The 20,986-nt window shown below is 74.8% G+C and carries 22 protein-coding genes, 1 tRNA gene and 2 pseudogenes; 14 read left to right on the top strand and 11 right to left on the bottom strand.

The genetic code is table 11. The features are described from left to right. Positions 1-525, bottom strand: a 525-nt coding sequence (locus BJF77_RS04510) for a mismatch-specific DNA-glycosylase (protein ID WP_075871388.1), incomplete at its 3' end; no start/stop codon positions are given. A gap of 36 nt (positions 526-561) precedes the next feature. Here BJF77_RS04510 and BJF77_RS21405 point away from each other — a divergent pair. From BJF77_RS21405 to BJF77_RS04485, 6 genes are all read left to right on the top strand, one after another. After that, a complete protein-coding gene (locus BJF77_RS21405; protein WP_255396132.1) occupies positions 562-1,011 on the top strand; it encodes a hypothetical protein in 450 nt (149 codons plus the stop codon). Then, positions 903-1,241 (top strand): alpha/beta family hydrolase, encoded by a 339-nt coding sequence (locus BJF77_RS21400; protein ID WP_369821358.1) that lies wholly within the window; start codon positions 903-905, stop codon positions 1,239-1,241. Before BJF77_RS21405 ends, BJF77_RS21400 begins: the two co-directional genes overlap by 109 nt. Before the next feature lie 93 nt (positions 1,242-1,334). Continuing rightward, entirely contained in the window at positions 1,335-1,736 is a 402-nt protein-coding gene (locus BJF77_RS04500) for a lipopolysaccharide assembly LapA domain-containing protein (RefSeq protein ID WP_075871387.1), read from the top strand. Positions 1,737-1,897: 161 nt separating this feature from the next. Next, positions 1,898-2,245 (top strand): hypothetical protein, encoded by a 348-nt coding sequence (locus BJF77_RS04495; protein ID WP_075871386.1) that lies wholly within the window; start codon positions 1,898-1,900, stop codon positions 2,243-2,245. 333 nt (positions 2,246-2,578) lie between these two features. Continuing rightward, the gene (locus BJF77_RS04490; RefSeq protein WP_075871385.1) at positions 2,579-3,325 is read left to right on the top strand and encodes a helix-turn-helix domain-containing protein; all 747 of its coding nucleotides are present in this window, start codon (positions 2,579-2,581) and stop codon (positions 3,323-3,325) included. Between the two features lie 175 nt (positions 3,326-3,500). Beyond that, the gene (locus BJF77_RS04485) at positions 3,501-3,857 is read left to right on the top strand and encodes a hypothetical protein (RefSeq protein ID WP_075871384.1); all 357 of its coding nucleotides are present in this window, start codon (positions 3,501-3,503) and stop codon (positions 3,855-3,857) included. Between the two features lie 3 nt (positions 3,858-3,860). Here the strand turns inward: BJF77_RS04485 and BJF77_RS04480 are convergent, their stop codons facing one another. Both BJF77_RS04480 and BJF77_RS04475 read right to left on the bottom strand, forming a co-directional pair. After that, complete coding sequence (locus BJF77_RS04480) at positions 3,861-4,949, bottom strand: DNA glycosylase AlkZ-like family protein (RefSeq protein ID WP_075871383.1); 1,089 nt, start codon at positions 4,947-4,949, stop codon at positions 3,861-3,863. Positions 4,950-5,085: 136 nt separating this feature from the next. Beyond that, positions 5,086-5,162, bottom strand: a tRNA-Met gene (locus tag BJF77_RS04475). A 205-nt stretch (positions 5,163-5,367) separates the two neighbouring features. Between BJF77_RS04475 and arfB the strand changes: the two genes are divergently transcribed. Then, the gene (arfB, locus tag BJF77_RS04470; protein ID WP_075871382.1) at positions 5,368-5,808 is read left to right on the top strand and encodes an alternative ribosome rescue aminoacyl-tRNA hydrolase ArfB; all 441 of its coding nucleotides are present in this window, start codon (positions 5,368-5,370) and stop codon (positions 5,806-5,808) included. Between the two features lie 18 nt (positions 5,809-5,826). Here the strand turns inward: arfB and ychF are convergent. Continuing rightward, a pseudogene (ychF, locus tag BJF77_RS04465) lies at positions 5,827-6,911 on the bottom strand (redox-regulated ATPase YchF). 111 nt (positions 6,912-7,022) lie between these two features. Between ychF and BJF77_RS04460 the strand changes: the two are divergent. The 4 genes from BJF77_RS04460 to BJF77_RS22490 all read left to right on the top strand — a co-directional run bounded on the left by BJF77_RS04460 (position 7,023) and on the right by BJF77_RS22490 (position 10,269). Further along, the gene (locus BJF77_RS04460) at positions 7,023-7,943 is read left to right on the top strand and encodes an ABC transporter ATP-binding protein (protein ID WP_075871381.1); all 921 of its coding nucleotides are present in this window, start codon (positions 7,023-7,025) and stop codon (positions 7,941-7,943) included. Positions 7,944-7,992: 49 nt separating this feature from the next. After that, entirely contained in the window at positions 7,993-8,754 is a 762-nt protein-coding gene (locus BJF77_RS04455) for an ABC transporter permease (RefSeq protein ID WP_075871380.1), read from the top strand. Between the two features lie 70 nt (positions 8,755-8,824). Then, on the top strand, positions 8,825-9,982 hold the full coding sequence (locus BJF77_RS04450) for a DNA recombination protein RmuC (RefSeq protein ID WP_075871379.1): 1,158 nt from the start codon (positions 8,825-8,827) through the stop codon (positions 9,980-9,982). Next, entirely contained in the window at positions 9,919-10,269 is a 351-nt protein-coding gene (locus BJF77_RS22490) for a hypothetical protein (protein ID WP_075871378.1), read from the top strand. Before BJF77_RS04450 ends, BJF77_RS22490 begins: the two co-directional genes overlap by 64 nt. A gap of 51 nt (positions 10,270-10,320) precedes the next feature. Here BJF77_RS22490 and BJF77_RS04440 read toward each other — a convergent pair. Together BJF77_RS04440 and BJF77_RS22295 are read right to left on the bottom strand one after the other, a co-directional pair. After that, positions 10,321-11,402, bottom strand: a pseudogene (locus BJF77_RS04440) (4-hydroxy-3-methylbut-2-enyl diphosphate reductase). Between the two features lie 10 nt (positions 11,403-11,412). Continuing rightward, on the bottom strand, positions 11,413-12,357 hold the full coding sequence (locus BJF77_RS22295; RefSeq protein ID WP_075871377.1) for a hypothetical protein: 945 nt from the start codon (positions 12,355-12,357) through the stop codon (positions 11,413-11,415). Between the two features lie 61 nt (positions 12,358-12,418). Here BJF77_RS22295 and xseA point away from each other — a divergent pair, with 61 nt between their 5' ends. Then, positions 12,419-13,948 carry an exodeoxyribonuclease VII large subunit gene (gene xseA / locus BJF77_RS04430; RefSeq protein ID WP_369821357.1) on the top strand — a complete coding sequence of 510 codons (1,530 nt, stop codon included), beginning with the start codon at positions 12,419-12,421 and terminating at the stop codon, positions 13,946-13,948. On the opposite strand, the gene BJF77_RS04425 is transcribed toward xseA, so the two are convergent. Continuing rightward, positions 13,840-15,438 (bottom strand): immune inhibitor A domain-containing protein, encoded by a 1,599-nt coding sequence (locus tag BJF77_RS04425; RefSeq protein ID WP_255396130.1) that lies wholly within the window; start codon positions 15,436-15,438, stop codon positions 13,840-13,842. The two genes, xseA and BJF77_RS04425, sit on opposite strands and share 109 nt — an antisense overlap. A 429-nt stretch (positions 15,439-15,867) precedes the next feature. Here BJF77_RS04425 and BJF77_RS04420 point away from each other — a divergent pair, with 429 nt between their 5' ends. Next, positions 15,868-16,134, top strand: coding sequence for an exodeoxyribonuclease VII small subunit (locus tag BJF77_RS04420; RefSeq protein ID WP_047801819.1), 267 nt, complete (start codon positions 15,868-15,870; stop codon positions 16,132-16,134). 75 nt (positions 16,135-16,209) lie between these two features. Here the strand turns inward: BJF77_RS04420 and BJF77_RS04415 are convergent, their stop codons facing one another. The 4 genes from BJF77_RS04415 to BJF77_RS20445 are packed head-to-tail and all read right to left on the bottom strand — an operon-like array spanning position 16,210 to position 19,874. Continuing rightward, the gene (locus BJF77_RS04415; protein WP_047801785.1) at positions 16,210-17,079 is read right to left on the bottom strand and encodes a PPK2 family polyphosphate kinase; all 870 of its coding nucleotides are present in this window, start codon (positions 17,077-17,079) and stop codon (positions 16,210-16,212) included. A gap of 34 nt (positions 17,080-17,113) precedes the next feature. Then, positions 17,114-18,331 carry a pyridoxal phosphate-dependent aminotransferase gene (locus BJF77_RS04410; protein ID WP_047801786.1) on the bottom strand — a complete coding sequence of 406 codons (1,218 nt, stop codon included), beginning with the start codon at positions 18,329-18,331 and terminating at the stop codon, positions 17,114-17,116. 44 nt (positions 18,332-18,375) lie between these two features. Further along, positions 18,376-19,404: a glycine betaine ABC transporter substrate-binding protein gene (locus BJF77_RS04405; RefSeq protein ID WP_075871376.1), complete on the bottom strand. Its 1,029-nt coding sequence runs from the start codon at positions 19,402-19,404 to the stop codon at positions 18,376-18,378. Beyond that, positions 19,401-19,874, bottom strand: coding sequence for an NUDIX hydrolase (locus BJF77_RS20445; protein ID WP_238985950.1), 474 nt, complete (start codon positions 19,872-19,874; stop codon positions 19,401-19,403). Before BJF77_RS20445 ends, BJF77_RS04405 begins: the two co-directional genes overlap by 4 nt. Positions 19,875-19,945: 71 nt before the next feature. On the opposite strand from BJF77_RS20445, the gene BJF77_RS04395 reads away from it, so the two are divergent. Further along, entirely contained in the window at positions 19,946-20,980 is a 1,035-nt protein-coding gene (locus BJF77_RS04395; protein WP_075871389.1) for a magnesium and cobalt transport protein CorA, read from the top strand. Positions 20,981-20,986 lie beyond the last annotated feature (6 nt).

Raw genomic sequence — 20,986 nt, 5'->3', positions numbered from 1 at the left:
TGGGCGTTGAGCCGCTGGGCTGGGCAGCACCCACAGCTGCGCCCCGGCCAGCTCCCGCTCCTGGCGCCCGAGCGCGGCCCGCGGCTCCGCGAACGCGTGCCGGTAGGCCGTGACCCCGGCGACCGCGACGACGGCGGGGCGCCGCTCGGCGACGAGGCCGGCCAGCCGCTCCAAGCCGGTCACGAACTCGGCGGGGTCCAGCTCGTCCGCCCGGGCGGTGGCCCGGCGCACGAGGTTGGTGATGCCCAGGCCGCGGCCCACGACGTGCTCGCGGTCGGCGTCGCTCATCCCTGCGGAGCAGTCCACGAGGTGGCCGGTGAGACCGGCGTCGTGCAGCGCCGGCCAGAACCGGTTGCCCGGGCGGGCGAAGTGCGCCTGGGTGGCCGCGGCCCACAGGCTGGGGTTGATCCCGCAGATCAGCAGCCGCAGCCCGGGACCGAGCAGGTCCGGCAGGGTCGCGCCCCGCGCCGCCTCCAGGTCCGCCCGGCTCGGCCGGGTTCCGCCCGGTGTCCGTGCTGGTGCCATCCCGCCATGCTAGGCCGTCCCGCTACCGTGGGGACCATGCCGCCACCGGACGAGATCACCGTGCCCACCGAGACCGGCCCGGGACGCCTCCTGGTCTCCCGGGCCTCCTCCCCCGCCGGCTCCCCCTGGGCGGTGCTGTGGCTCGGGCACGGCGCGGGCGGCGGGGCCGGCTCCCGCGACCTCGCCGCGCTCGCCGCCGGGCTTCCCCGGCACGGCGTGACCGTGGTCCGGCACGAGCAGCCCTGGGTGGTGGCCGGCAAGCGGATCGCGCCCCGCCCGGCCGCCCTGGACGCCGCCTGGCTGGCCGCTGCCCCGGCGGTCGCGGAGCTGGCCGGCGCGACGCCCTGGTCGTCGGCGGCCGCAGCGCCGGGGCCCGCGTGGCGTGCCGCACGGCCGGGGCGGTGGGGGCCGCGGCCGTGCTGTGCCTGGCCTTCCCGCTGCACCCGCCGGGACGGCCGGAGCGGTCCCGGTCCGAGGAGCTGCTGACCCCGCGCGTGCCGGTGCTCGCGGTGCAGGGCACGCGGGATCCCTTCGGCTCCGCGGCCGAGCTGCGGGCCGTCGCGCACGGGGCGCCGGCGGTCGAGGTGCTCCCGGTCGAGGGCGCCGACCACGGCCTCAGGACGGCCCGGTCGGCGGCGCTGGGGCAGGAGGAGACGCTCGAACGGGTCACCGCCGAGACGCTCCGCTTCCTGCGCACGGCCGCCGCGCCGGGCTGAGCCGGCACGGCTCTTCAGCAGCGCCCCGCGGCGGGCTACGGTGGACGCACCAGCGTCTCCGCGAGCGTCCGCACCAGCAGGGAGAGAACCGTCATGGCACGCACCCCCGAGTCCCCCGACGCACCCCGCCCCGGCCTGCCGCCCGAGGACCGGCGATCGGCCGACCCGTCGCCGGCCCCGCCTCCGGTGCGCACCGACCCCGCCCTGGACGAGCACCAGAAGCGCGGCGTCTCGGGGGCCATGTGGACGGCCCTGCTGCTCGGACTGCTCATCCTCGTCCTGCTGCTGGTCTTCATCCTGCAGAACAACGTCCCCACGGACTTCCGCTTCCTCGGCTGGGAGTTCGTCCTCCCCCTCGGCATCGCGATGCTCTTCGCGGCGGTGGCCGGCGCCCTCGTCATGGGGCTCGTCGGCTCCGTGCGCCTCTTCCGGCTGAGCCACCGGGTGCGCAGGCTGGAGAAGGAGCGCACGGACATCAAGCGCGCCCTGGGCTGAGCCCCCGTTCCGGCGGAGCGGCGCCGGGCCGTACGCGCCACGGCGCCCGCTCCGCCCCGACGGACCGGCGCCCCGACGGGCCGTACGCGCCACGGCGCCCGCTCCGCCCCTGCGGCCGGCGGAGCGCGTAGCCTGACAGCACCCGACGAAGGACGGACACCATGACCTGCCCTGCTCCCCCCAACGACGCGGACGCCCCCGGCGCCGACGCCCCGGATGCCGACGCTCTCGGTGCCGACACTCTCGGTGCCGACGCTCTCGATGTGGTCGCCCCCGCGACCGTGGTCGACCTCGCGGCCGGGGCCGCCCACATCACGCCCGTGGTGGTCGACGGCGAGGCACGCTACGCCGTGGACCTGCCCGACCAGCCCCTCGACGACGACGACGTGACGAGCCTGGCCGTGGCCCTGCAGGTCGCCCAGGCCGGGCCCGCCGTGCTCGTGGACGTCGAGGAGTACCTGGACTCCGCACTGGACGACGCACCGGACACCGGTGAGCCCCGGCCCTAGCCGTGCGGACCGGGGGACCGTGCGTCCGGTTCGGCTCGGCCGCGTCGTTCCGGCACCGGTGGCTCAACGCGCCGTCACAGTCGGCTGTTCCGCCGGCCGGGCCGCGTAGCGTGCCCAGCATGGACCAGCAGATGCACCGGGCCGCGTTCGCCACCCGGGACCCCGCCGAGGGCGTCGCCGTGCTCGACCGGGTCTTCGCCGTGCGGGAGGTGCGCCGCAGCCCCGAGGAGCCCTTCCGGATGGAGCTCTCCTCGGCCGGCACGGGACCCCTGCGGCACGAGCGGCTGCGCCTGGGGGGGCTCCTCCGCCGCCGGCAGCACGGACGGCACCGGCGTGCTGCGCGTCGGCCACGTGCTGAGCGGGCACCTGACGGCGACCGGCCGCGGCGACCGCTTCGCCCACCGGGGACCGTTCCTGTTCCCGCGCCGCCCGTTCTCCAGCCGGTGGGCGGAGCTCGACCTCATGACGGTCTCCCTGCAGCCGGCGGCGGTGCAGGCCCATGCCCGGCGGCTGCTGGCCGACGAGGACTTCCGGCTGGAGTTCACCGGGGACCGGCCCGTGGACCCGGCCCTGGCCCGGTACTGGACCGCCACCGTGCGGCACCTGGGGCGTGACGTCCTGCCGCACGAGGAGCTCATGCGGGCGCCGCTCGTGCGCGCCGAGGCCGTGCGGTGCCTGGTCACGGCGCTGCTGCAGACCTTCCCGGGCTCCTTCCTGGAGCGTTCCCGGGAGCGCACCGGCGGCCCCGCGGCCGCACCCTCCGCCGTGCGGCGGGCGCTGGCCTACATCGAGGCGCACCTGGACGAGGACATCGGCCTGGCCGAGATCGCGGCCGCGGCCCGGATGAGCCCCCGGGGCCTGCAGGCGGCGTTCCGGCGGGAGCTGGGCACCACGCCGACGCACCGGCTGCGGGACGCCCGCCTGGACGCGGCGCACCGTGCGCTGCTCGACGCCGATCCCGGCACCGGCACCACCGTGGAGACGGTGATGGCCCGGTGGGGCTTCGTGCACCGGGGGCGCTTCGCCGCCGCCTACCGCGAGCGCCACGGGTGCAACCCGGCGGCGACGCTGCGCGCCTGAACGGGCACCGGTGGTCCGGAAAGCGCACCGGCGGGAACGGATGCTGGCGGGGCGCCCCGCCCGGCCCCGACCATGGAGGAGCGGCCGGGGCCGGTCGCAGCACCATCATGCAAGGTCGTGACCACGGGTTCGGGGGCGGAGCCGGGGCACGGGGACGAGCCAGGGGGAGGCAACGATGGACGACGTCGCGCAGGCGGGAGCACGCCCAGAGGCCAAGGGACCGGGGACCCGGTGGATCGCGGAGGCCACGGTCCGGACGGAGAGGCGGGTCGACGCCGGCACGGTCGAGGCGCTCGGCCGGGCCGGAGCGGTGGCCCGCTGCGCGGCCCGCAGCAGCGGGGCGCAGGGGCTCTCGGTGCGGATGGACGTCGAGTCGGAGAGCTGCGCCGGGGCCTACGGCGCGGCGCTGGCCCTGTTGGCCACCGTCATCCTGCCGCTGCTCGACGGCGCCGACCTGACCGATCTGCGGATCGTGCCGGGCGGCGAGCACCCCGGGGACCGGCACGGCGGCGCGGAGCAGGCCGCCGCCTGAGCCTCACCCGCCCCGGGAGACCCGGAGCCCGAGCCAGGCCGCGAGGTCCTCGAGCTGCTCGTCCACGGCCTCGGCCGTGGACGGGGAAAAGGGGACGTCCTCGTGCACCGCGGAGACGGTGAACGTGCCGCTGCCGCGGTCGGCCGCGGCGTCGACCTTCCCGATCAGCCGGTCGCCGTGCAGGACGGGCAGGGCGAAGTACCCCCACCGCCGTGCGGCGCGTGGCTTGTACATCTCCAGGGTGTACTCGAAGCCGAACAGGTCCTTGATCCGGGTCCGGTCGTGCACCAGCCGGTCGAAGGGCGACAGGAGCACCGTGCGTCCCGCGAACGGCCGTCCCAGCGCCTCCGGGTCCACCCGCCACGTGCCCGGGACGCCCTCGACGACCGCCTCGACCCCGACCTCCCCGAGGGCCAGCGGCTCCGCGGGCGTGCCGGGCGCGCCGGCCCGCACGATGCCCAGCGAGCGCAGCCGCCGGGCGGTGCGCCGCCGCCGGGCCTCCTCCGGGGACAGCACCGGGGTGCCGGCCGGGTAGACGCGCTCGGCGAGGTCCCACAGCCGCTGCCGGCCCCGGCGGCCGGCCACGGCCACCTCGCCGCGCAGCATGAGGAACTCCAGCATCTGGGTGACGTTGCGGCTGTCGGTCCAGCCGGTGGACCGCCACGGCACCGCACTGGTGTCCGGGATCTCGCGGGAGAGCAGCGGTCCCGCCGCGCCCAGCCGCTGCAGCACGTCGCGGCGGAACCGGTCGTTGGCGCGCAGCCACTCCCGCGGCGCCTCGCGCGCGGGCCAGGCCGCCATGGCCGGCAGGTGCAGCGCCAGGTCCTCCATCGGGCGGACCATGGCGTTGTGCTCGAAGAGCGTGCGGTCCCGCTCCAGGGCCTGCTGCAGCTGCGCCGGCCGGTAGGCGCGGCCCAGTCGGCTCCACAGGATGAGGTCGGCGCTGGGCGCCACGGCGGCGATCGGGTCGATCTGCAGGAGTGAGAGCCCGCGGACCACGGCGAGCAGGTCGGCCGGCCGCGGTGCGTCCAGCAGCTGCGCGCGCACGGCGATGCGCCGGGCCTCGGCGGGGTCGAGGCGTAGGACGGTCATGCCCCGAGGATAGCCAGGACCGCGGACGCCCGGGCCGGGGCTCCGGCCCGCACCCGTCGATCGGCACCCCGCGAGCGGCACCGCCGGGCCGGGACAGCACGAAGGCCCCGGACCGATGTGGTCCGGGGCCTTCCTCTGGTTGCGGGGGCAAGATTTGAACTTGCGACCTCTGGGTTATGAGCCCAGCGAGCTACCGAACTGCTCCACCCCGCGGCGACTCGTCGAGTGTACGCGCTTCCGGACGGACATGCACATCGGGAGCGCACGGCCGGCGGTCGGGACCGTCGACCGCGCCACGGACGCCGGGCGACGGGAATGAGCGCGCTGCGCCCGTCGGGTGCGGCCCGGATCGGGCTCCGGCGACGTCCGGTGCGTCCGGAGGGCGGCGAGCACGTCGGAGGTGCGAGAGAATCGTCGGGTGGAGGATCTGCACGTGCCCCCGGGCCCCGGTGTGCCCCGCGGCCTCAGGGTGCCGGCGGGTGAGCTGGTCGAGCAGTTCTCCCACGCCTCCGGGCCCGGCGGTCAGGGCGTGAACACGACCGACTCGCGGGTCCAGCTCTCCCTGGACCTGGGCACCATGACCGCGCTGAGCGACGCCCAGCGCGCGCTCGTCCTCGACCGGCTCTCCGCACGGCTCTCGGGCACCGTGCTCACCATCAGCGCCGCGGAGCACCGGTCGCAGCGGCGCAACCGGACCGCGGCGAGAGACCGCCTGGCCGCGGTGCTCCGCGAGGCCCTGGTGCCGGCTCTCGTGCGGCGGCCCACCCGGCCCACGCACGGCTCGCGGCGGCGCCGGCTCGAGGGCAAGCGCCGGCGCTCCGAGACCAAGCAGCAGCGCCGGCGCCCCGGGCCCGAGTGACCCGCGCCGGCGAGCGGCTCACACGTTGAAGCGGAACTCCACCACGTCGCCGTCGCGCATGACGTAGTCCTTGCCCTCGATCCGCACCTTGCCGGCGGCCTTGGCGTCGGCCATGGACCCGGCGGCGTCGAGGTCCTCGAAGGAGACGATCTCGGCCTTGATGAAGCCGCGCTCGAAGTCGGTGTGGATGACGCCGGCGGCCTGCGGGGCGGTGGCGCCCACGGGGATCGTCCAGGCGCGGGACTCCTTGGGCCCGGCGGTGAGGTAGGTCTGCAGCCCGAGGGTGGAGAAGCCGGTGCGGGCCAGCTTGTCGAGCCCGGCCTCGTCCTGGCCGGACATCTCCAGCATCTCCTTCGCCTCCTCCTCGTCGAGCTCCACGAGCTCGGCCTCGAGCTTCGCGTCGAGGAACACGGCGTCGGCGGGCGCCACGAGGTCGCGCAGCTGCTGCTGCTTCGCCTCGTCGCCGAGCACGCCGTCGTCGGCGTTGAAGACGTAGATGAACGGCTTGGCGGTGAGCAGGCTCAGGTCGCGCAGCTGGTCGAGCTCCAGCTTCTCCCGCTCGGCCGCCCCGAAGATGGTGTCCCCGCGCTCGAGGACCGTCTGCGCCTGCTGCATCGCGGCGAGCTTGGCCGGGTCGGCCTTCTTGATCTTGACCTGCTTCTCCAGGCGCGGGATCGCGTTCTCGAGGGTCTGCAGATCGGCGAGGATCAGCTCGGTGTTGATGGTCTCCATGTCGGAGGCCGGGTCGACCTCGCCGTCGACGTGGATGCGTCCGGGTCGTCGAAGGCGCGGACCACCTGGGCGATGGCGTGGGCCTCGCGGATGTTGGCGAGGAACTGGTTGCCCAGCCCCTCCCCCTCGGACGCGCCCTTGACGATGCCGGCGATGTCCACGAAGGACACGGTGGCGGGCAGGATCCGCTCGGACCCGTGGATCTCCGCGAGCCGGTCCAGGCGGGGGTCCGGCAGGTTGACCACGCCGATGTTCGGCTCGATCGTGGCGAACGGGTAGTTCGCCGCCAGGACGGTGTTGCGGGTCAGCGCGTTGAACAGGGTGGACTTGCCGACGTTGGGCAGTCCGACGATTCCGATAGTAAGAGCCACGGGAGACCATCCTACCGGGCGCCCCGCGCGGTGCGCGCGAGGGCCCGTCCGCGAGGAATCGCCCGGCGGCCGGTCCGTGCCCCTGTCCCGGACATGCGCCAGAGTAGGAGCATGCACACCACCACCGGGCCCGCGCCGACCGACGACGGCGCCGTGCCCGCGATCGAGGTCGTCGGCGCCCGCAAGCACTTCGGGCACGGCAGCCGCCGGGTGCAGGCCGTCGACGGCGTGGACCTGCGCATCGGCCGCGGCGAGGTCGTCGCGCTGCTGGGCCCCAACGGGGCCGGGAAGACCACGCTGCTGGACATGGTGCTCGGCTTCACCGACCCCGACGACGGCACCGTGCGCACCCTCGGCGCCGCGCCCCGCCGCAGCGTGCGGGCCGGACGGATCGGCGCCGTGCTGCAGACGGGCGGGCTGCTGGACGACCTCTCCGTGCGCGAGACCGTCGCGATGGTCGCCACCCTGCACCGGCAGCACCTGCCCGTGGACGAGGCGCTGGCACGGGCCGGCGCCGCGGACTTCGCGAGCCGGAAGGTCTCCAAGTGCTCCGGGGGCCAGCAGCAGCGGCTGCGCTTCGCCCTGGCGCTGCTGCCGGAGCCGGAGCTGCTGCTGCTCGACGAGCCGACCGCCGGGATGGACGTCAACGCCCGCCGGGAGTTCTGGACCGCGATGCACCAGGAGGCCGGCCGCGGCCGCACGGTGGTCTTCGCCACCCACTACCTCGACGAGGCGGAGGAGTTCGCCGCCCGGACGGTGGTGATGAAGGGCGGGCGGATCGTCGCCGACGCCCCCACCGCGGAGGTCCAGTCCCTCGCCGGCACCCGGGTGGTCAGCTTCCGCTGGTCCGGGACCGGGCCCGTCGACGTGCCCGGCGCCACGCCGTTGCCCGCCGTGGGCGCGCGCCGGCGGCTGACCGGCCCCGACACGGACGCCATCGCCCGCCGACTGCTGGCGGACCCCGCGGCGAGCGACCTCGAGATCAGCCACGCGGGCCTCGAGGAGGCCTTCCTGGGCCTCGTCGCCGACTGACCGCCCGCCCCGCACCCCGGCCCCGCCCACCCTCCGGAAGGTCCCCGCCATGAGCCTCGGCTACGCCGCCCACGACCTGCGCCGCACCGTGCGGATGGTCCCCACCTCGTTCTTCGCCGTGGTCCTGCCCCCGGTGCTGTACCTGATGTTCACGGCGCTGCAGGACTTCGCGGACCTGCCCGTGGGGCACGGCAACGCCGGCGGGTACAACATGATCTCCATGGCGGTGTACGGTGCGGTCACCGCCACCACCTCGATCGCCGGCTCCGCCGCGGTGGAGCAGGCCCGCGGCTGGGGGCGCCAGATCGGGCTGACGCCCGCGCCGCGGAACGGCTACGTGCTGGCCAAGGTGGCGGTGGCCCTGTCCGTGGCCGTGCTGCCGGTGCTGGCCGTGTACGCCGTGGGCGCCCTGACCGGCGCCGAGCTGGGCGGCTGGCGCTGGCCCGCCACGGGGGCGATCGTGGTGGCCGGCTCCTCCGTGTTCGCCCTGTACGGCCTGGCCGCCGGGCTGCTCTTCCGCTCCGAGTCCGCGGTCAGCGCCGCGTCGGGGCTGCTGGTGGTGCTCAGCTTCTTCGGCAACCTCTTCGTCCCGCTCACCGGGGTCATGCTCGACATCGCCCGGTTCACCCCGCTCTACGGCCTGGCCGGGCTGGCCCGGTATCCGCTGGTGGAGGGGGACGTCGTCGCCACGAGCGGACCGCCCGTGGAGTCCGACCCCCTGTGGGCGCTGGCGCTCAACACCGGGGTCTGGGCGGTGGTCTTCGCCGTGGTCGTGCTGCTGGCCGTGCGCCGGACCACGATCCGCCGCTGACCGCCGGGCGCGCGGTGGCCGGCGGCGGCCCTGCCGTGCGGTGTCCGGGTGACGTGCCACACTGCTGGGCATGACCGTCAGCCTCGCCGTCGCCCTCGTCCTCCTCGCCCTGCTCGTGGGCGCCCTTCTCGGCGCCGCGGTCGCCCGGGCCCGCACCGGTCGGGACGTCCGGACCGCGGAGGAGGAACGGGCCGGGCTGCAGGCCGAGCTCGCCGCCGTGCAGGACCGGCTCGTGGACCTCGCCTCCGAGCGCGCCGCCGCCGTCGAGGCCCGGGCGCAGCTCGAGGACCGGCTGCGCGACGCCGACGCCCGCTCGGTGCAGGACAACAACGTGCTGCGGGCCCTGGCGCCGGTGGCCCACCAGCTGCGCTCGGTCGAGGAGCACGTGGCCGCGCTGGAGCGGGACCGCGCCGAGCAGTACGGCGGGATCACCCAGGCCCTGGCGCACACCCGGGAGGTCGGGGACCACCTGCGCACCGCCACCACCTCGCTGTCCTCCGCGCTGCGCTCGGGCTCCGCGCGCGGCACCTGGGGCGAGGTGCAGCTGCGCCGCGTGGTCGAGGCCGCGGGCATGACCGCCCACGTCGACTTCCGCGAGCAGGTCGCCTCGACCGGCACCACCGCCGACGGCGAGCGCAGCGCGATCCGCCCGGACATGGTGGTGCACCTGCCCGGCGGCCGGGACATCGTGCTGGACGCCAAGGCGCCCATGACCGCCTACCTGCGCGCCCAGGACGCCGGGGACGACGACGCCCGCCGCGCCCAGCTGAGCGCCCACGCCAAGGCCGTGCGCGGGCACGTGGACGCGCTGGCCTCGAAGAAGTACTGGGAGGCGCGGGACGCCTCCCCGGAGCTGGTGCTGTGCTTCCTGCCCGCCGAGTCGGCGCTGTCGGCGGCCCTGGACACGGACCCGACCCTGCTCGACCACGCGGCGGGCCGCAACGTGGCCCTCGTCTCCCCGGTCTCGCTGCTGGCCTCGCTCAAGGCCGTGGCGTTCACGTGGCGCCAGCACGGGCTCGCGGAGAACGCCAAGGAGCTCTTCGACCTCTCCCGCCAGCTCTACGAGCGGTGGGCACGGTGGGCAAGCACCTGGACGACATGGGGAGGTCGCTGCAGAAGTCGGTCGAGACGTACAACCGGCTGGCCGGCTCGGTGGAGACCCGGGTGTTCCCCACGGCCCGGCGGATCAACGACCTCGACCCCACCCTCGCGCCGGACGACCGGCTGAGCACCCGGCCCCTCGTGGTGGCGCCGCGTCCGCTCACCGCCCCGGAGTTCACCGAGGCGCAGTCCACCGGGGCGCAGCCCACGGAGGCGGAGATCACCGCGCCGGAGGTCGCCGCGCCGGAGGTCACCGGGCCGGAGCCCGGCGCGGCGCGGCTCGCGGTCGCGGAGCCGAGCGGGACGCGGTTCGAGGGGGCGGCACGGGAGCCGGGACGCGTGCGGTCCGCCGAGTCCGCGGACCGCCCCGCACCGGGGCGGGCGGGCGCCGGCGCGGACCGGGCGGCCGGCTGAGCCCCGGCGCAGCGGGGGCCGGGGCTCAGCGGACGGGGAGCAGGACGCGCCTCAGCGCGTGGGGCGGGCCCCGCGGCCGCCGAGGCGGTGGGAGGTGTCCCCGGCCGCGGTCAGGCGGGCGCGCAGTTCCTTGGGCAGGGAGAACAGGACGTCCTCCTCGGCGGTGACGACCTGCTCCACCTCGCCGTAGCCGTAGTCGGCCAGCAGCCGCAGCACGTCCTGGACGAGCACCTCGGGCACCGAGGCGCCGCTGGTCACCCCGACCGTGGCGACGCCCTCGAACCAGGCCTCGTCCACCTGGTGGGCGAAGTCCACGCGCTCGGCCCGGCGGGCGCCGTACTCCAGGGCGACCTCCTTGAGCCGCACGGAGTTCGAGGAGTTGGCGGAGCCACCACGATCACGAGGTCGGCGTCGGGGGCGATCTTCTTGATCGCGGTCTGCCGGTTGGAGGTCGCGTAGCAGATGTCGTCGCTCGGCGGGTCCTGCAGGGACGGGAAGCGCTCGCGCAGCCGCTGCACGGTCTCCAGGGTCTCGTCGACGCTGAGAGTGGTCTGGGACAGCCACACGACCTTGTCGGGGTCGCGGACCACGACCTGGTCGACCTCGTCGGGGCTGTTGACCACCTGGATGTGCTCGGGGGCCTCGCCGGAGGTGCCCTCGACCTCCTCGTGGCCGTCGTGACCGATGAGCAGGATGTCGTAGTCGCTCCTCGCGAAGCGCACGGCCTCGCGGTGCACCTTGGTGACCAGCGGGCAGGTGGCGTCGATGGTGCGCAGCTGCCGGTCCTCGGCCGAGCGGACGACCGCCGGGGAGACCCCGTGCGCCGAGAAGATCAGCAGGGAGCCCTCGGGGACCTCGTCGGTCTCGTCGACGAACACGGCGCCCTGCTCCTCGAGGGTGCCGACCACGAACTTGTTGTGCACGATCTCCTTGCGCACGTACACCGGGGCGCCGTAGTGCTCGAGCGCCTTCTCCACGGCGATCACCGCGCGGTCCACCCCGGCGCAGTAGCCGCGGGGGGACGCGAGCAGGACCTTCTTGGGTCCGTCGACGGGGGCGGCGGCGGCCACGTCGGCGGGCGAGCGCCGCTGACGGGGGACGGTGGGCATGGAGAGCGCAACGGTGGTCGGCATGGCCTCCATGCTACGCGGTGGGCCGGACACCGCGCCGTGATCCGCCCGACACCGCGATCGCTCCCACGAGGCCCACGACGCCCGTGATCCCGGCTGCCCAGGCGGCCGTGGCCATGTGCTCGCCGAGGGAGCCGGTGAGCAGTGTCAGCACGCGGTCGGCGGCGAGCCGGACCACCGGGTCCGAGCCCAGCACGCCGGAGGCCCGCTGCACGCTCTCCTCCACGACCAGCCACACGACGCCGAGACCGGCCAGCGAGCCGAGCCCCAGCACGGCCAGGGTGGCGAGGCGGTGCCGGGTCACCAGCAGCGCGAGCACCGCCAGGGCCGCGGCGACCCAGGTCAGCGGCACGGCCAGGTCCGTGAGCCGGGTCCCCGCCGCGATCAGGCGCCCGGTGTTCGACCCCGGCACGGTGATCGTGCTCTCCCGGTCCGCCAGTCCGACGTCCACGCCCACGGCCCGCTGCACGGCGGCGTCCACCTCCTGCAGGACCGGGCCGATGTCGAGCACGAGGTGCTGGGGCGGTGCGTCCGCCGCGCCGTCGGCGGGGACGTTGGCCTCGTGGGTGCGGGCGAGCGACTCCGTCCACGCGCGCTGGTAGGCGGGGTCGGAGGTGAGTCCCGCCGCGACGTCCGCGGCGCGGCGGACGGCGTTCTCGAGCATCCGGTCGAGGAAGCCGACCCCGGTGGCCCGCTCCCCCACGATCCGTTCGGCCGCCTGGTCCACCGCGGTGCGGGCCAGCTCCTCCTGGAACGGCTCGTCCTCCGCCAGGGTGCCCACCACCTGGGTGAACCCGTCCTTCGAGACGAGGGTGTCCTGGGCCCAGTGCAGCGGCACGAGAACGGCCACGAGCGCGGCGGCGGTCAGGCCCAGGACCGTGCCGAGGCCGGTGCGCAGGACGGTGGCGGAGCGTCGTCGGGGACGGTGTCCGGAGGTGGGGGGCGCGGAGGACGTCACGGCACCACTGTACGGGCGGGGGCCGCGCGCGGCGGTCCTCGCCGGGTGGTAAGCATGGGACATGACCTATCTCGAGCCGCAGGAGGACGTGCCCCCGGGCGGTGGACGCGAGCTGCCCGCGCGGGCGGACCGGACCACCCCGGAGAACCCCTGGCCGCTGCGGATGCTCTCGGAGAACCTGCACGCCTACATCGCCCGCTGCGCCCCCACGTGGGTCGAGGGCCAGATCATCGAGCTCAACAAGCGCGCGCGCGTCACCTACGTGACCCTGCGCGACGTCGAGGCGGAGATCTCCGTGCCCGTGACCCTCTTCGCCAACGAGACCGCGCACCTGGACCGCCCGCTCGAGAAGGGCATGCGGGTGGTCGCCCAGCTCAAGCCCGACTTCTGGGCCAAGACCGGCCGGCTGTCCATGCTCGGCCGCGGGATCCGGCCGGTCGGGCTCGGGGACCTCCTGGAGCGGCTCGAGCGGCTGCGCCGGGCCCTGGCCGAGGAGGGCCTGTTCGACGCTGGGCGCAAGAAGCCGCTGCCCCTGCTGCCCCGCAGGGTCGGGCTGGTCACGGGGCGCAACTCGGACGCCGAGAAGGACGTGATCCGCAACGCCTCGCTGCGCTGGCCGGCCGTGCACTTCGAGGTGCGCGAGGTCGCCGTGCAGGGCTCCGGGGCGGTGCGGGCGGTGACTCAGGCGCTGCGCGAGCTCGACGGGACGGACGAGGTGGACGTCATCGTGATCGCCCGCGGCGGCGGGTCCTTCGAGGACCTGCTGGCCTTCAGCGACGAGGCCCTGATCCGGGCCGTGGCGGCCGCGCGGACGCCGGTGGTGAGCGCCATCGGGCACGAGAACGACCAGCCGCTGCTGGACTGGGTGGCCGACCTGCGGGCCTCGACGCCCACGGACGCCGGCAAGCGGATCGTCCCGGACGTGGTGGAGGAGCGCGCCGGGGTGGCCCGGGCCCGGGCGTCCCTGGACCGTGCCGTGCGCGCCTTCCTGGACCGGGAGGCCGCGGGACTGGCCGGGATGCGCTCCCGCCCGGCCCTCGCCCAGCCCGAGGACATGATCCTGCTGCGGGAGGAGGACGTCGACCGGTGGCGCACCCGGGCGCTGTCGGCCGTGGACTCCCGGGCGCTGCGGGAGCGGGACGCCGTGCGGCACCTGCGCGCCCGCGTGCGCGCCCTGTCCCCGCAGGAGACGCTGCAGCGCGGCTACTCCGTGGTGCTGGACGCCTCCGGCGCGGTGGTCACCGACGCCGCGGCCGTGCGCGCCGGGGACCAGCTGGCGGTGCGCCTGGCCGCCGGGGAGCTGGGCGTGCGCACCGAGACGGTCTCCGCCCGCCGCCCGGGAGAGCACCCCGCGGCGCCTGAGCCGGGCGCCGCCCCGGGCCGGCACGCCGCAGGGGCCGGGAGCGGCTCCCGGCCCCTGCGCCACGGGCGTGCCGCCCCGGCGGCTCCCCTTCGGGCGGGAGCGCCGGGCGGCGCGCCGGGTCAGCCGACGCGGACGGTCATCATGCCCTGGGAATTGCTCTGGACGACCTCGATCCGGGTCCCGGTGCCCGCCACGAGCACGCTGCCCTGCGGGTTGGCCGGGTCGTAGTAGGCCCCCGGGTCGGTGTCGTCGAAGACCGGCACCCCGGCACGCGCGGGCACCTCCAGGGTGGTCACGGCCCCGTTCGCCTCACGGTGCAGGCTGATCGGGTCCGTCGGCTCCTTCCCGAAGGTGGCGTCGAACCCCTGGATGCGGTTGCGCACCAGGGCGCCGTCCGACCAGACGAGGGCCTGCGGGTGGGCGTCCACCGGCAGGGCCAGCCCGGAGCCGGGGTGCTGGCGCGTGTTGTTGTTGCGCTGGGCCGTGTTCCAGTACGTGATGCTCAGCCCGTCCTGGTACGGGAAGTGCTCGACGGTGTCCGGCGCGGACTGCGCCCAGCCGAAGTTGTAGGGCCCGGTCCGCAGCGTCGCGTCGTAGCCGAGGTACTGGCGGTTCTCCGCGATGTAGTACCGGCCGTTGCCCTCGGCGTCCTCCGGCAGGGTCACGATCACCGCCTGCGGGGCCTTGGTGGCGTGGAAGGACGGGCCGATGCGGTGCGTCGAGCGCTCACCGGCGGTGGCCACCTCGTAGTCCAGCCAGCCCAGCTGCAGCTTCTCCCAGGCGCCCATGTGGTTCGGGGTGGTCCCGATGGTGCCGTCCCCGTGGCCCAGCCAGGACCCGGAGCTCATCAGCGTGGCGAACCCGGTGCCGTTCTCCCCGCCGCTGGTGTCGTAGAGGTCGGGCAGGCCGAGGTCGTGGGCGTACTCGTGGGCGAAGACGCCCAGTCCGCCGTTCTCCGGCTCGGTGGTGTAGTCGCGGATCCACAGCTCGGAGTCGCCGATCCGGACGCCGCCGAAGGGGTTGGCCTCCGGCCCGGTGGTCCCCCGGCCGGCCTGGCCGGCCGCCCAGCGGTGCGACCAGATGGCGGAGGAGTCGGCGCCGGCCTCCTCGCCCTCGCCGGCGTGGATGGCCTGGAAGTGGTCGATGTAGCCGTCCGCCTCGGCGAAGTCGCCGTCGCCGTCGTGGTCGTAGCGGTCCCACCGGTCGAAGCCGGACAGGTAGGCGTCGATCTCCTCGGCGGTCTTCCCCGCCTCGAGCTGCGCCGCGTACCAGGCGTCGGCGGTGTCCTGGATGAAGCGGGTCATGTCCGCCTGGCTCTCGGTCTCGCCGTAGCTGGCCGAGCTGTGGGGCACCGTGACCCAGTCGCTGACGTCACCGTCGACCGTGTAGCGGCCGCTGGACATCTCCTCGTAGAGGGTCTTGAGGGACTCGCCCTCCCCGGCGAAGAACATGTCCTGGTAGTGCTCCCGGTCGAAGTCCTCCGTCCAGTAGGTGGAGTTGTCGGCGGCGCGGTCCGGCGCGGCGATGTCGTTGTGCACCGGCCCCGCGGGGGCGTCGGGGAAGCGCGGGTCGGCCTGGTCGCCGAACTCCACGAGGAAGGACAGGATCTGGTCGCTCTCCTGCAGGCCGTACTGGGCCCACTGGCCCGGCGCCACCTGCACCGAGCGGGAGCCCCCGCGGTCCTGGACGGGGGCCTTCTCGGAGACGACCAGCTCCACGGCCTGCTGGTTGCGCTCCCGGCGGGCCTCGGCGGCGCGGTCGGGGCGGTCGTCGGCCGCGGCGGCCGGTCCGTGCGCGCCCGGTGCGCGCCCGCGAGGTGCGCGGAGGGGGCGCCGTCGGCCGGGGCGGCCGTCGCCGGGACGGGGGCGAGGACGACGGCGCCGGTGACGGCGAGTGCCGCGGCGCAGCGGGCGCCGCGGCGGGTGATGTCGAGTGTCAAGGGGGCCTCGATTCATGTGCCACTGCAAATGCGAACGCTCCCGACGATAGGCCCGGACCGCCCGGTGGGATGCGCGACACACCCGCACGCCGGACGGGGACCGGTGCTCCGGGAGGGCGCGGGCACGGCCGGAGGTGGAAGAATGGGCGCAGCCGCGGACCGGACGAGGTCCGCCGCCCGCACCCACCCGCCGCAGAGAGGCCCCACCATGGCGAGCACCGACCGTCCCGCAGCAGCGCCCGACCTGTCCGACATCGCGGACATGGGCTACGAGCAGGCCCGTGAGGAGCTCGTGCAGGTGGTCTCCCGGCTCGAGGCCGGAGGGACCTCGCTCGAGGAGTCCCTGGCGCTGTGGGAGCGCGGGGAGGCCCTGGCCACGCGCTGCGAGCAGTGGCTGGACGGCGCCCGCGAGCGCCTCGACGCCGCCCGGGCCCGCCGCGCCGACGCCGAGGGCGACGACGACGCCCGCGGCTGACCCGTCCCGGCGCACCGGCCGGACAGGGCCGGCCGGCACACGCCGGGGCGGGGCCCCGGCGCAGCGGCGGGCTGCTCAGAGCTCGGCGAGCCGCCGGCGCATCTCCTCGACGTCGTACTGGGGCTCCGGCCAGTCCAGGCGCAGACCGGCCAGGGCGGAGATCAGCAGGTCCTGGACCACGGCCCGGGCGTACCACTTCCGGTCGGTGGGCACCACGTACCAGGGCGCGTGGTCGGCGTCGGTGGCGTCGATCGCCCGCTCGTAGGCCGCCATGTAGGTCTCCCACCGGCTGCGGGCCGCGAGGTCCGAGGGGTCGAACTTCCACTGCTTCGTCCGGTCGCCCAGACGGGCCGTGAGGTTGCGGCGCTGCTCGTCCCGGCCCAGGTGCAGGAAGACCTTGACGATGACGGTGCCGTCGTCGGCCAGTTCCTGCTCGAAGTTCCGGATCTCCGTGTAGCGCCGTTCCACCTGACGGTCCTCGAGGACGTCGTGGACCACGGGCACGAGCACGTCCTCGTAGTGGGAGCGGTCGAAGGCGCCGATCACCCCCGGGCGCGGCAGCTGCCGGCGGATGCGCTCGAGGAAGTGCTGGGACGCCTCCTCGGCCGTGGGCCGGCCGAAGCCGTGGGTGTGCACGCCGTGCGGGCTCAGCCGGCCGAGCACGTGCTGGATGACCCCGCCCTTGCCGGAGGTGTCCATGCCCTGGAGCACCAGCAGCACCCGGTGCCGGGCCCCGGTGGTGGCCTCGGCGTAGATCAGCCGCTGCAGTTCGGCGAGCTCGCCCTCGCGGGCGGCCCGCAGGGCCGTGCCCAGCTTCTTGGACCCGGAGAACCCGGGCGTGGAGCCGGTGTCCACGTCGGCCAGGGACAGTCCGGGCCGGGCGCGCAGCAGCGGCCGCACGTCCTGCTCGAAGCCGGTGCCGGTCCTGCGGTCGGCGACGCTCATGCTGGTCCTCCTGGGCTGCGGGGCGGACCGCCGTTCACTGGCGGTAGTTGCTGAGGAACTCCTCGATCCGGTCCAGGGCGGTGGCCAGCATCTCCACGGAGGGCAGGGTCACCAGCCGGAAGTGGTCGGGCTCGGGCCAGTTGAAGGCCCGGCCGTGGCTGACCAGGATCTTCTGCTCCTTGAGCAGGTCGAGGGCGAACTTCTCGTCGTCGACGATGTGGAACTTCTCCACGTCCAGCTTCGGGAACAGGTACAGCGCCCCGTCGGCCTGCCGGCAGGACACGCCGTCGATCTCGTTGAGCCGCCGGTGGGCGAGGTCGCGCTGGGCCTTCAGCCGGCCGCCGGGCAGGATCAGGTCGTTGATCGACTGGTAGCCGCCCAGGGCGGTCTGGATCGCGTGCTGGGCCGGGACGTTGGCGCACATCCGCATGTTGGCCAGCAGCTTGATGCCCTCGATGAAGCTCTCGGCCTTCCAGTTGGGGCCGGTGATCGCCAGCCACCCGGAGCGGTACCCGGCCACCCGGTAGGCCTTGGACAGCCCGGAGAACGTCAGGCAGAGGACGTCCTCCCCGGTGAGGCTCGCGGTGTTGATCATCTCCGCGTCCCCGTAGGTGATCTTCTCGTAGATCTCGTCGGCGAACAGGATCAGCTCGTGCTCGGCGGCGAGGTCCACGATCGACTGCAGCACCTCGCGCGAGTAGACCGCGCCGGTGGGGTTGTTGGGGTTGATCACCACGATGCCCCGGGTGTTCGGGGTGATCTTCGCCGCGAGGTCCTCCAGGTCGGGGTTCCAGTCGTTGTCCTCGTCGCAGCGGTAGTGCACCGGGGTGCCGCCGGACAGGGCCACGGAGGCGGTCCACAGCGGGTAGTCCGGGGACGGGATGAGGATCTCGTCGCCGGGGTTGCACAGCGCCTGCAGGGTCATGGTGATCAGCTCGGAGACGCCGTTGCCCAGGTACACGTCGTCGGTGTCCAGGTTCAGGATCCCGCGGGTCTGGTAGTACTGCACCACGGCGGTGCGCGCCGAGTAGATGCCGCGGGAGTCCGAGTAGCCCTGCGCGTTGGGCAGGTTCTTGATCATGTCCACGAGGATCGCGTCGGGTGCCTCGAAGCCGAAGGGCGCGGGGTTGCCGATGTTGAGCTTGAGGATCCGGTGGCCCTCCGCCTCCATGTGCTCCGCCTGCTCCAGCACGGGCCCGCGGATGTCGTAGAGGACGTTCTTGAGCTTGTCGGACTGCTTCACCACTGACATGCGGTCCACCTTACCCCCGGGCCGGTGGGCGCCCGGGGTGCCGCTCAGGTGTCGTCGCCGCCCTCGAGCCAGTACCGCGCGGCCTCCTCGGGGGTGTACGGATCGCGGGCGGTGGTCATCCGCGTCATCAGCACGAGGTCGTCGGTGTCGATCTGCGCGGAGACCTCGTCGACGACCTCCACGGCCGCGGCCGGCAGCTCCTCGTCTCCGACCGGGACCACGCGCTGGGGGACGAAGTTGTTGAGCGGGTCCGCGAGGACCACGAGGGCGTTGTCCTCGATCGCGGGCGAGGCCGTGAACAGGGCCGCGGCCTGGACCCGGTCGCCCAGCAGGGCGTTCACGAGCTCCTCCTGGTCGCCGAACGGCACGAAGCGCTCGGGGACGCACTCGTAGGCGTCCTCCAGTCCCTCCGGGCCGTAGGAGCGGCCCGCGAAGTCGAGGTCGGTGCCGATGGCGAGCTCGTCGCACACGGGCCCGAGGTCCTCGAGGTCGTCGAGCTCGTGCTCCACGGCGGTCGCCCGGGTGACCACGACCGCCACCGTGTTCTCCGCCGGCGCCGGCTCGAGGGCGCGCAGCCCCTTCGGCAGGACGTCGCGCACGCCGGAGAGCACGTCGTCGTCGTCCGCCCGCTCCTCGCCCAGGCCGAGCAGCTCGGAGAGGTCCTCGGCGAGCCCCCCGTCCTCGGGGGCGGGCGTGCGGCCGGGGCCGGCGGCGCCCGTGGGCGCCGGTGTCGCGGACCCGACCGGGGCCCGCCCGCGCAGATGCAGGTAGAGGTTGCCGGAGTAGTCGGCGACGAGGTCGGCGTCGCCGCGCTCCAGGGCCGCGAGATAGTCCGCGCGCTCGGTCCCCGTCTCGACCACGGTGGCGTCGAAGCCCGCCTCCCGCAGCCGCCCGGCGTAGACGTGGGCGAGCACGGCCGTCTGCCCGGTGGGTCCGGCCGCGATCCGGACGGGGCCCGCCGGGACGCCCGAACCCGCGGCCGGGGAGACCGGCGCCGGGACCCCGGAGGTGCCGGCGCACCCGGTGAGGACGGTGAGGGCGAGCAGGCCGGCGGTCGTGCGGCGGCGCCTCACCGGTCCCGCCCCGCGGGCCTCGCGGCGGCCGGGGCGACGCCGGCCAGGTCCAGGCCCACCGTCACCAGGCTCACCAGCGGCAGCTGCGGGACCTCGGGCAGCGGGAACCAGCGCGCCTCGTCCGAGGAGCCGTCCACCTCGGCGGTGAGCGTCCCGCCCGTGATGTGCGCCCGGTAGATGACGCGCATCGCGTGGAAGGGGCGCCCGCGCCCGTCCAGGCGCTCCTCGGGCCCCATGTGCCGGCTGTGCACCCCGAGCAGCTCGTCGAGCTCCACGGTGTATCCCGTCTCCTCCGCGACCTCCCGCCGGGCGGTCTGCGCGGGCTGCTCCCCGATCTCCATGCCGCCTCCGGGCAGGCTCCACGCCCCCCGCAGCGTGGGGTGGCGGGGGTTCCAGTGGCTCAGCAGCACCGCCCCGTCCTCGACGATGACGGCGTAGGCACCCACCCGGGTGTCCATGGGGAAGCTCATGGACCCATTCTAGGAAGGCCCCACGGGAACCGACGACCGGCGGCGCGGCGGGCCCGGGGATAATGGGCCGCGTGAGCATCGTCGACAACGCCGTCTACCGGGACGGTCAGCGCGTCGCGTCGCCCGCGACGCTCGAGGAGACCTACCGGCTGCTCGCCCGGCTCCGGGCCGAGGACCCGCGGTGCGCGGACCCGGAGGGGCACTGCGTGCTGGCGTGGATCGGACTGCACAGCCCCTCGGAGGAGGAGCTCGACTCCCTCGCCCGGCACTTCGGGCTGCACGAGCTGGCCATGGAGGACGTGCGGCAGGCCGAGCAGCGGCCCAAGCTGGACCGCTACGGCCGCACCCTGTTCACGGTGCTGCGCCCGGCCGTCTACCAGGACGCCACCGAGACGGTCGACTTCGGGGAGATCCACGTCTTCACGGGCCCGGACTTCGTGATCACCGTCCGCCGGTCCGAGCACGGCCGGGTGGGACGGGTCCGCGCCCGGGTGGAGGCCGAGCCGCGGCTGCTCGCCACCGGCCCCGAGGCGGTGCTCTACGCCGTGCTCGACCAGACCGTGGACGACTACTACCCCGTCGTCCAGGGGCTGGAGAACGACATCGACGAGATCTCCGACGCCCTGTTCTCCGGCTCGGGCGACGGCCTCGTCTCCCAGCGGATCTACCAGCTCACCCGGGAGGTCAGCGCCTTCCACCGGGCGGTCGCCCCGCTGGAGACGGAGCTGCGGCAGTTCCTCGAGGAGCTCGACGGCGCGGACCTCGAGCTGCGGCACGGCCTGCGCGACGTCCTGGACCACCTGATCTACGTCAACAACAAGGTCGAGGGCTTCCAGTCCTCCCTCACCAACGCGCTGATGCTGGACTCCAGTCAGCTCGCCGCCCGGCAGAACGAGGCCGCGATCGAGCAGAACGAGCAGATGAAGCGCATCTCGTCGTGGGCGGCGATCCTCTTCGCGCCCTCGATCATCGGCTCCGTGTACGGGATGAACTTCCGGTTCATGCCCGAGCTGTCCTGGGTGTGGGGCTACCCCATGGCCCTGGCCCTGATGCTGGTGACCGGTGTGGTGCTCTACGTGGTGTTCAGGCTCAAGCGCTGGCTGTGAGCGCCG

The organism is Kocuria sp. CNJ-770 (assembly GCF_001942375.1).
GTDB classification, from domain to species: Bacteria; Actinomycetota; Actinomycetes; order Actinomycetales; family Micrococcaceae; genus Kocuria; species Kocuria oceani.
This window is presented reverse-complemented; position numbering and strand designations above follow the sequence as displayed.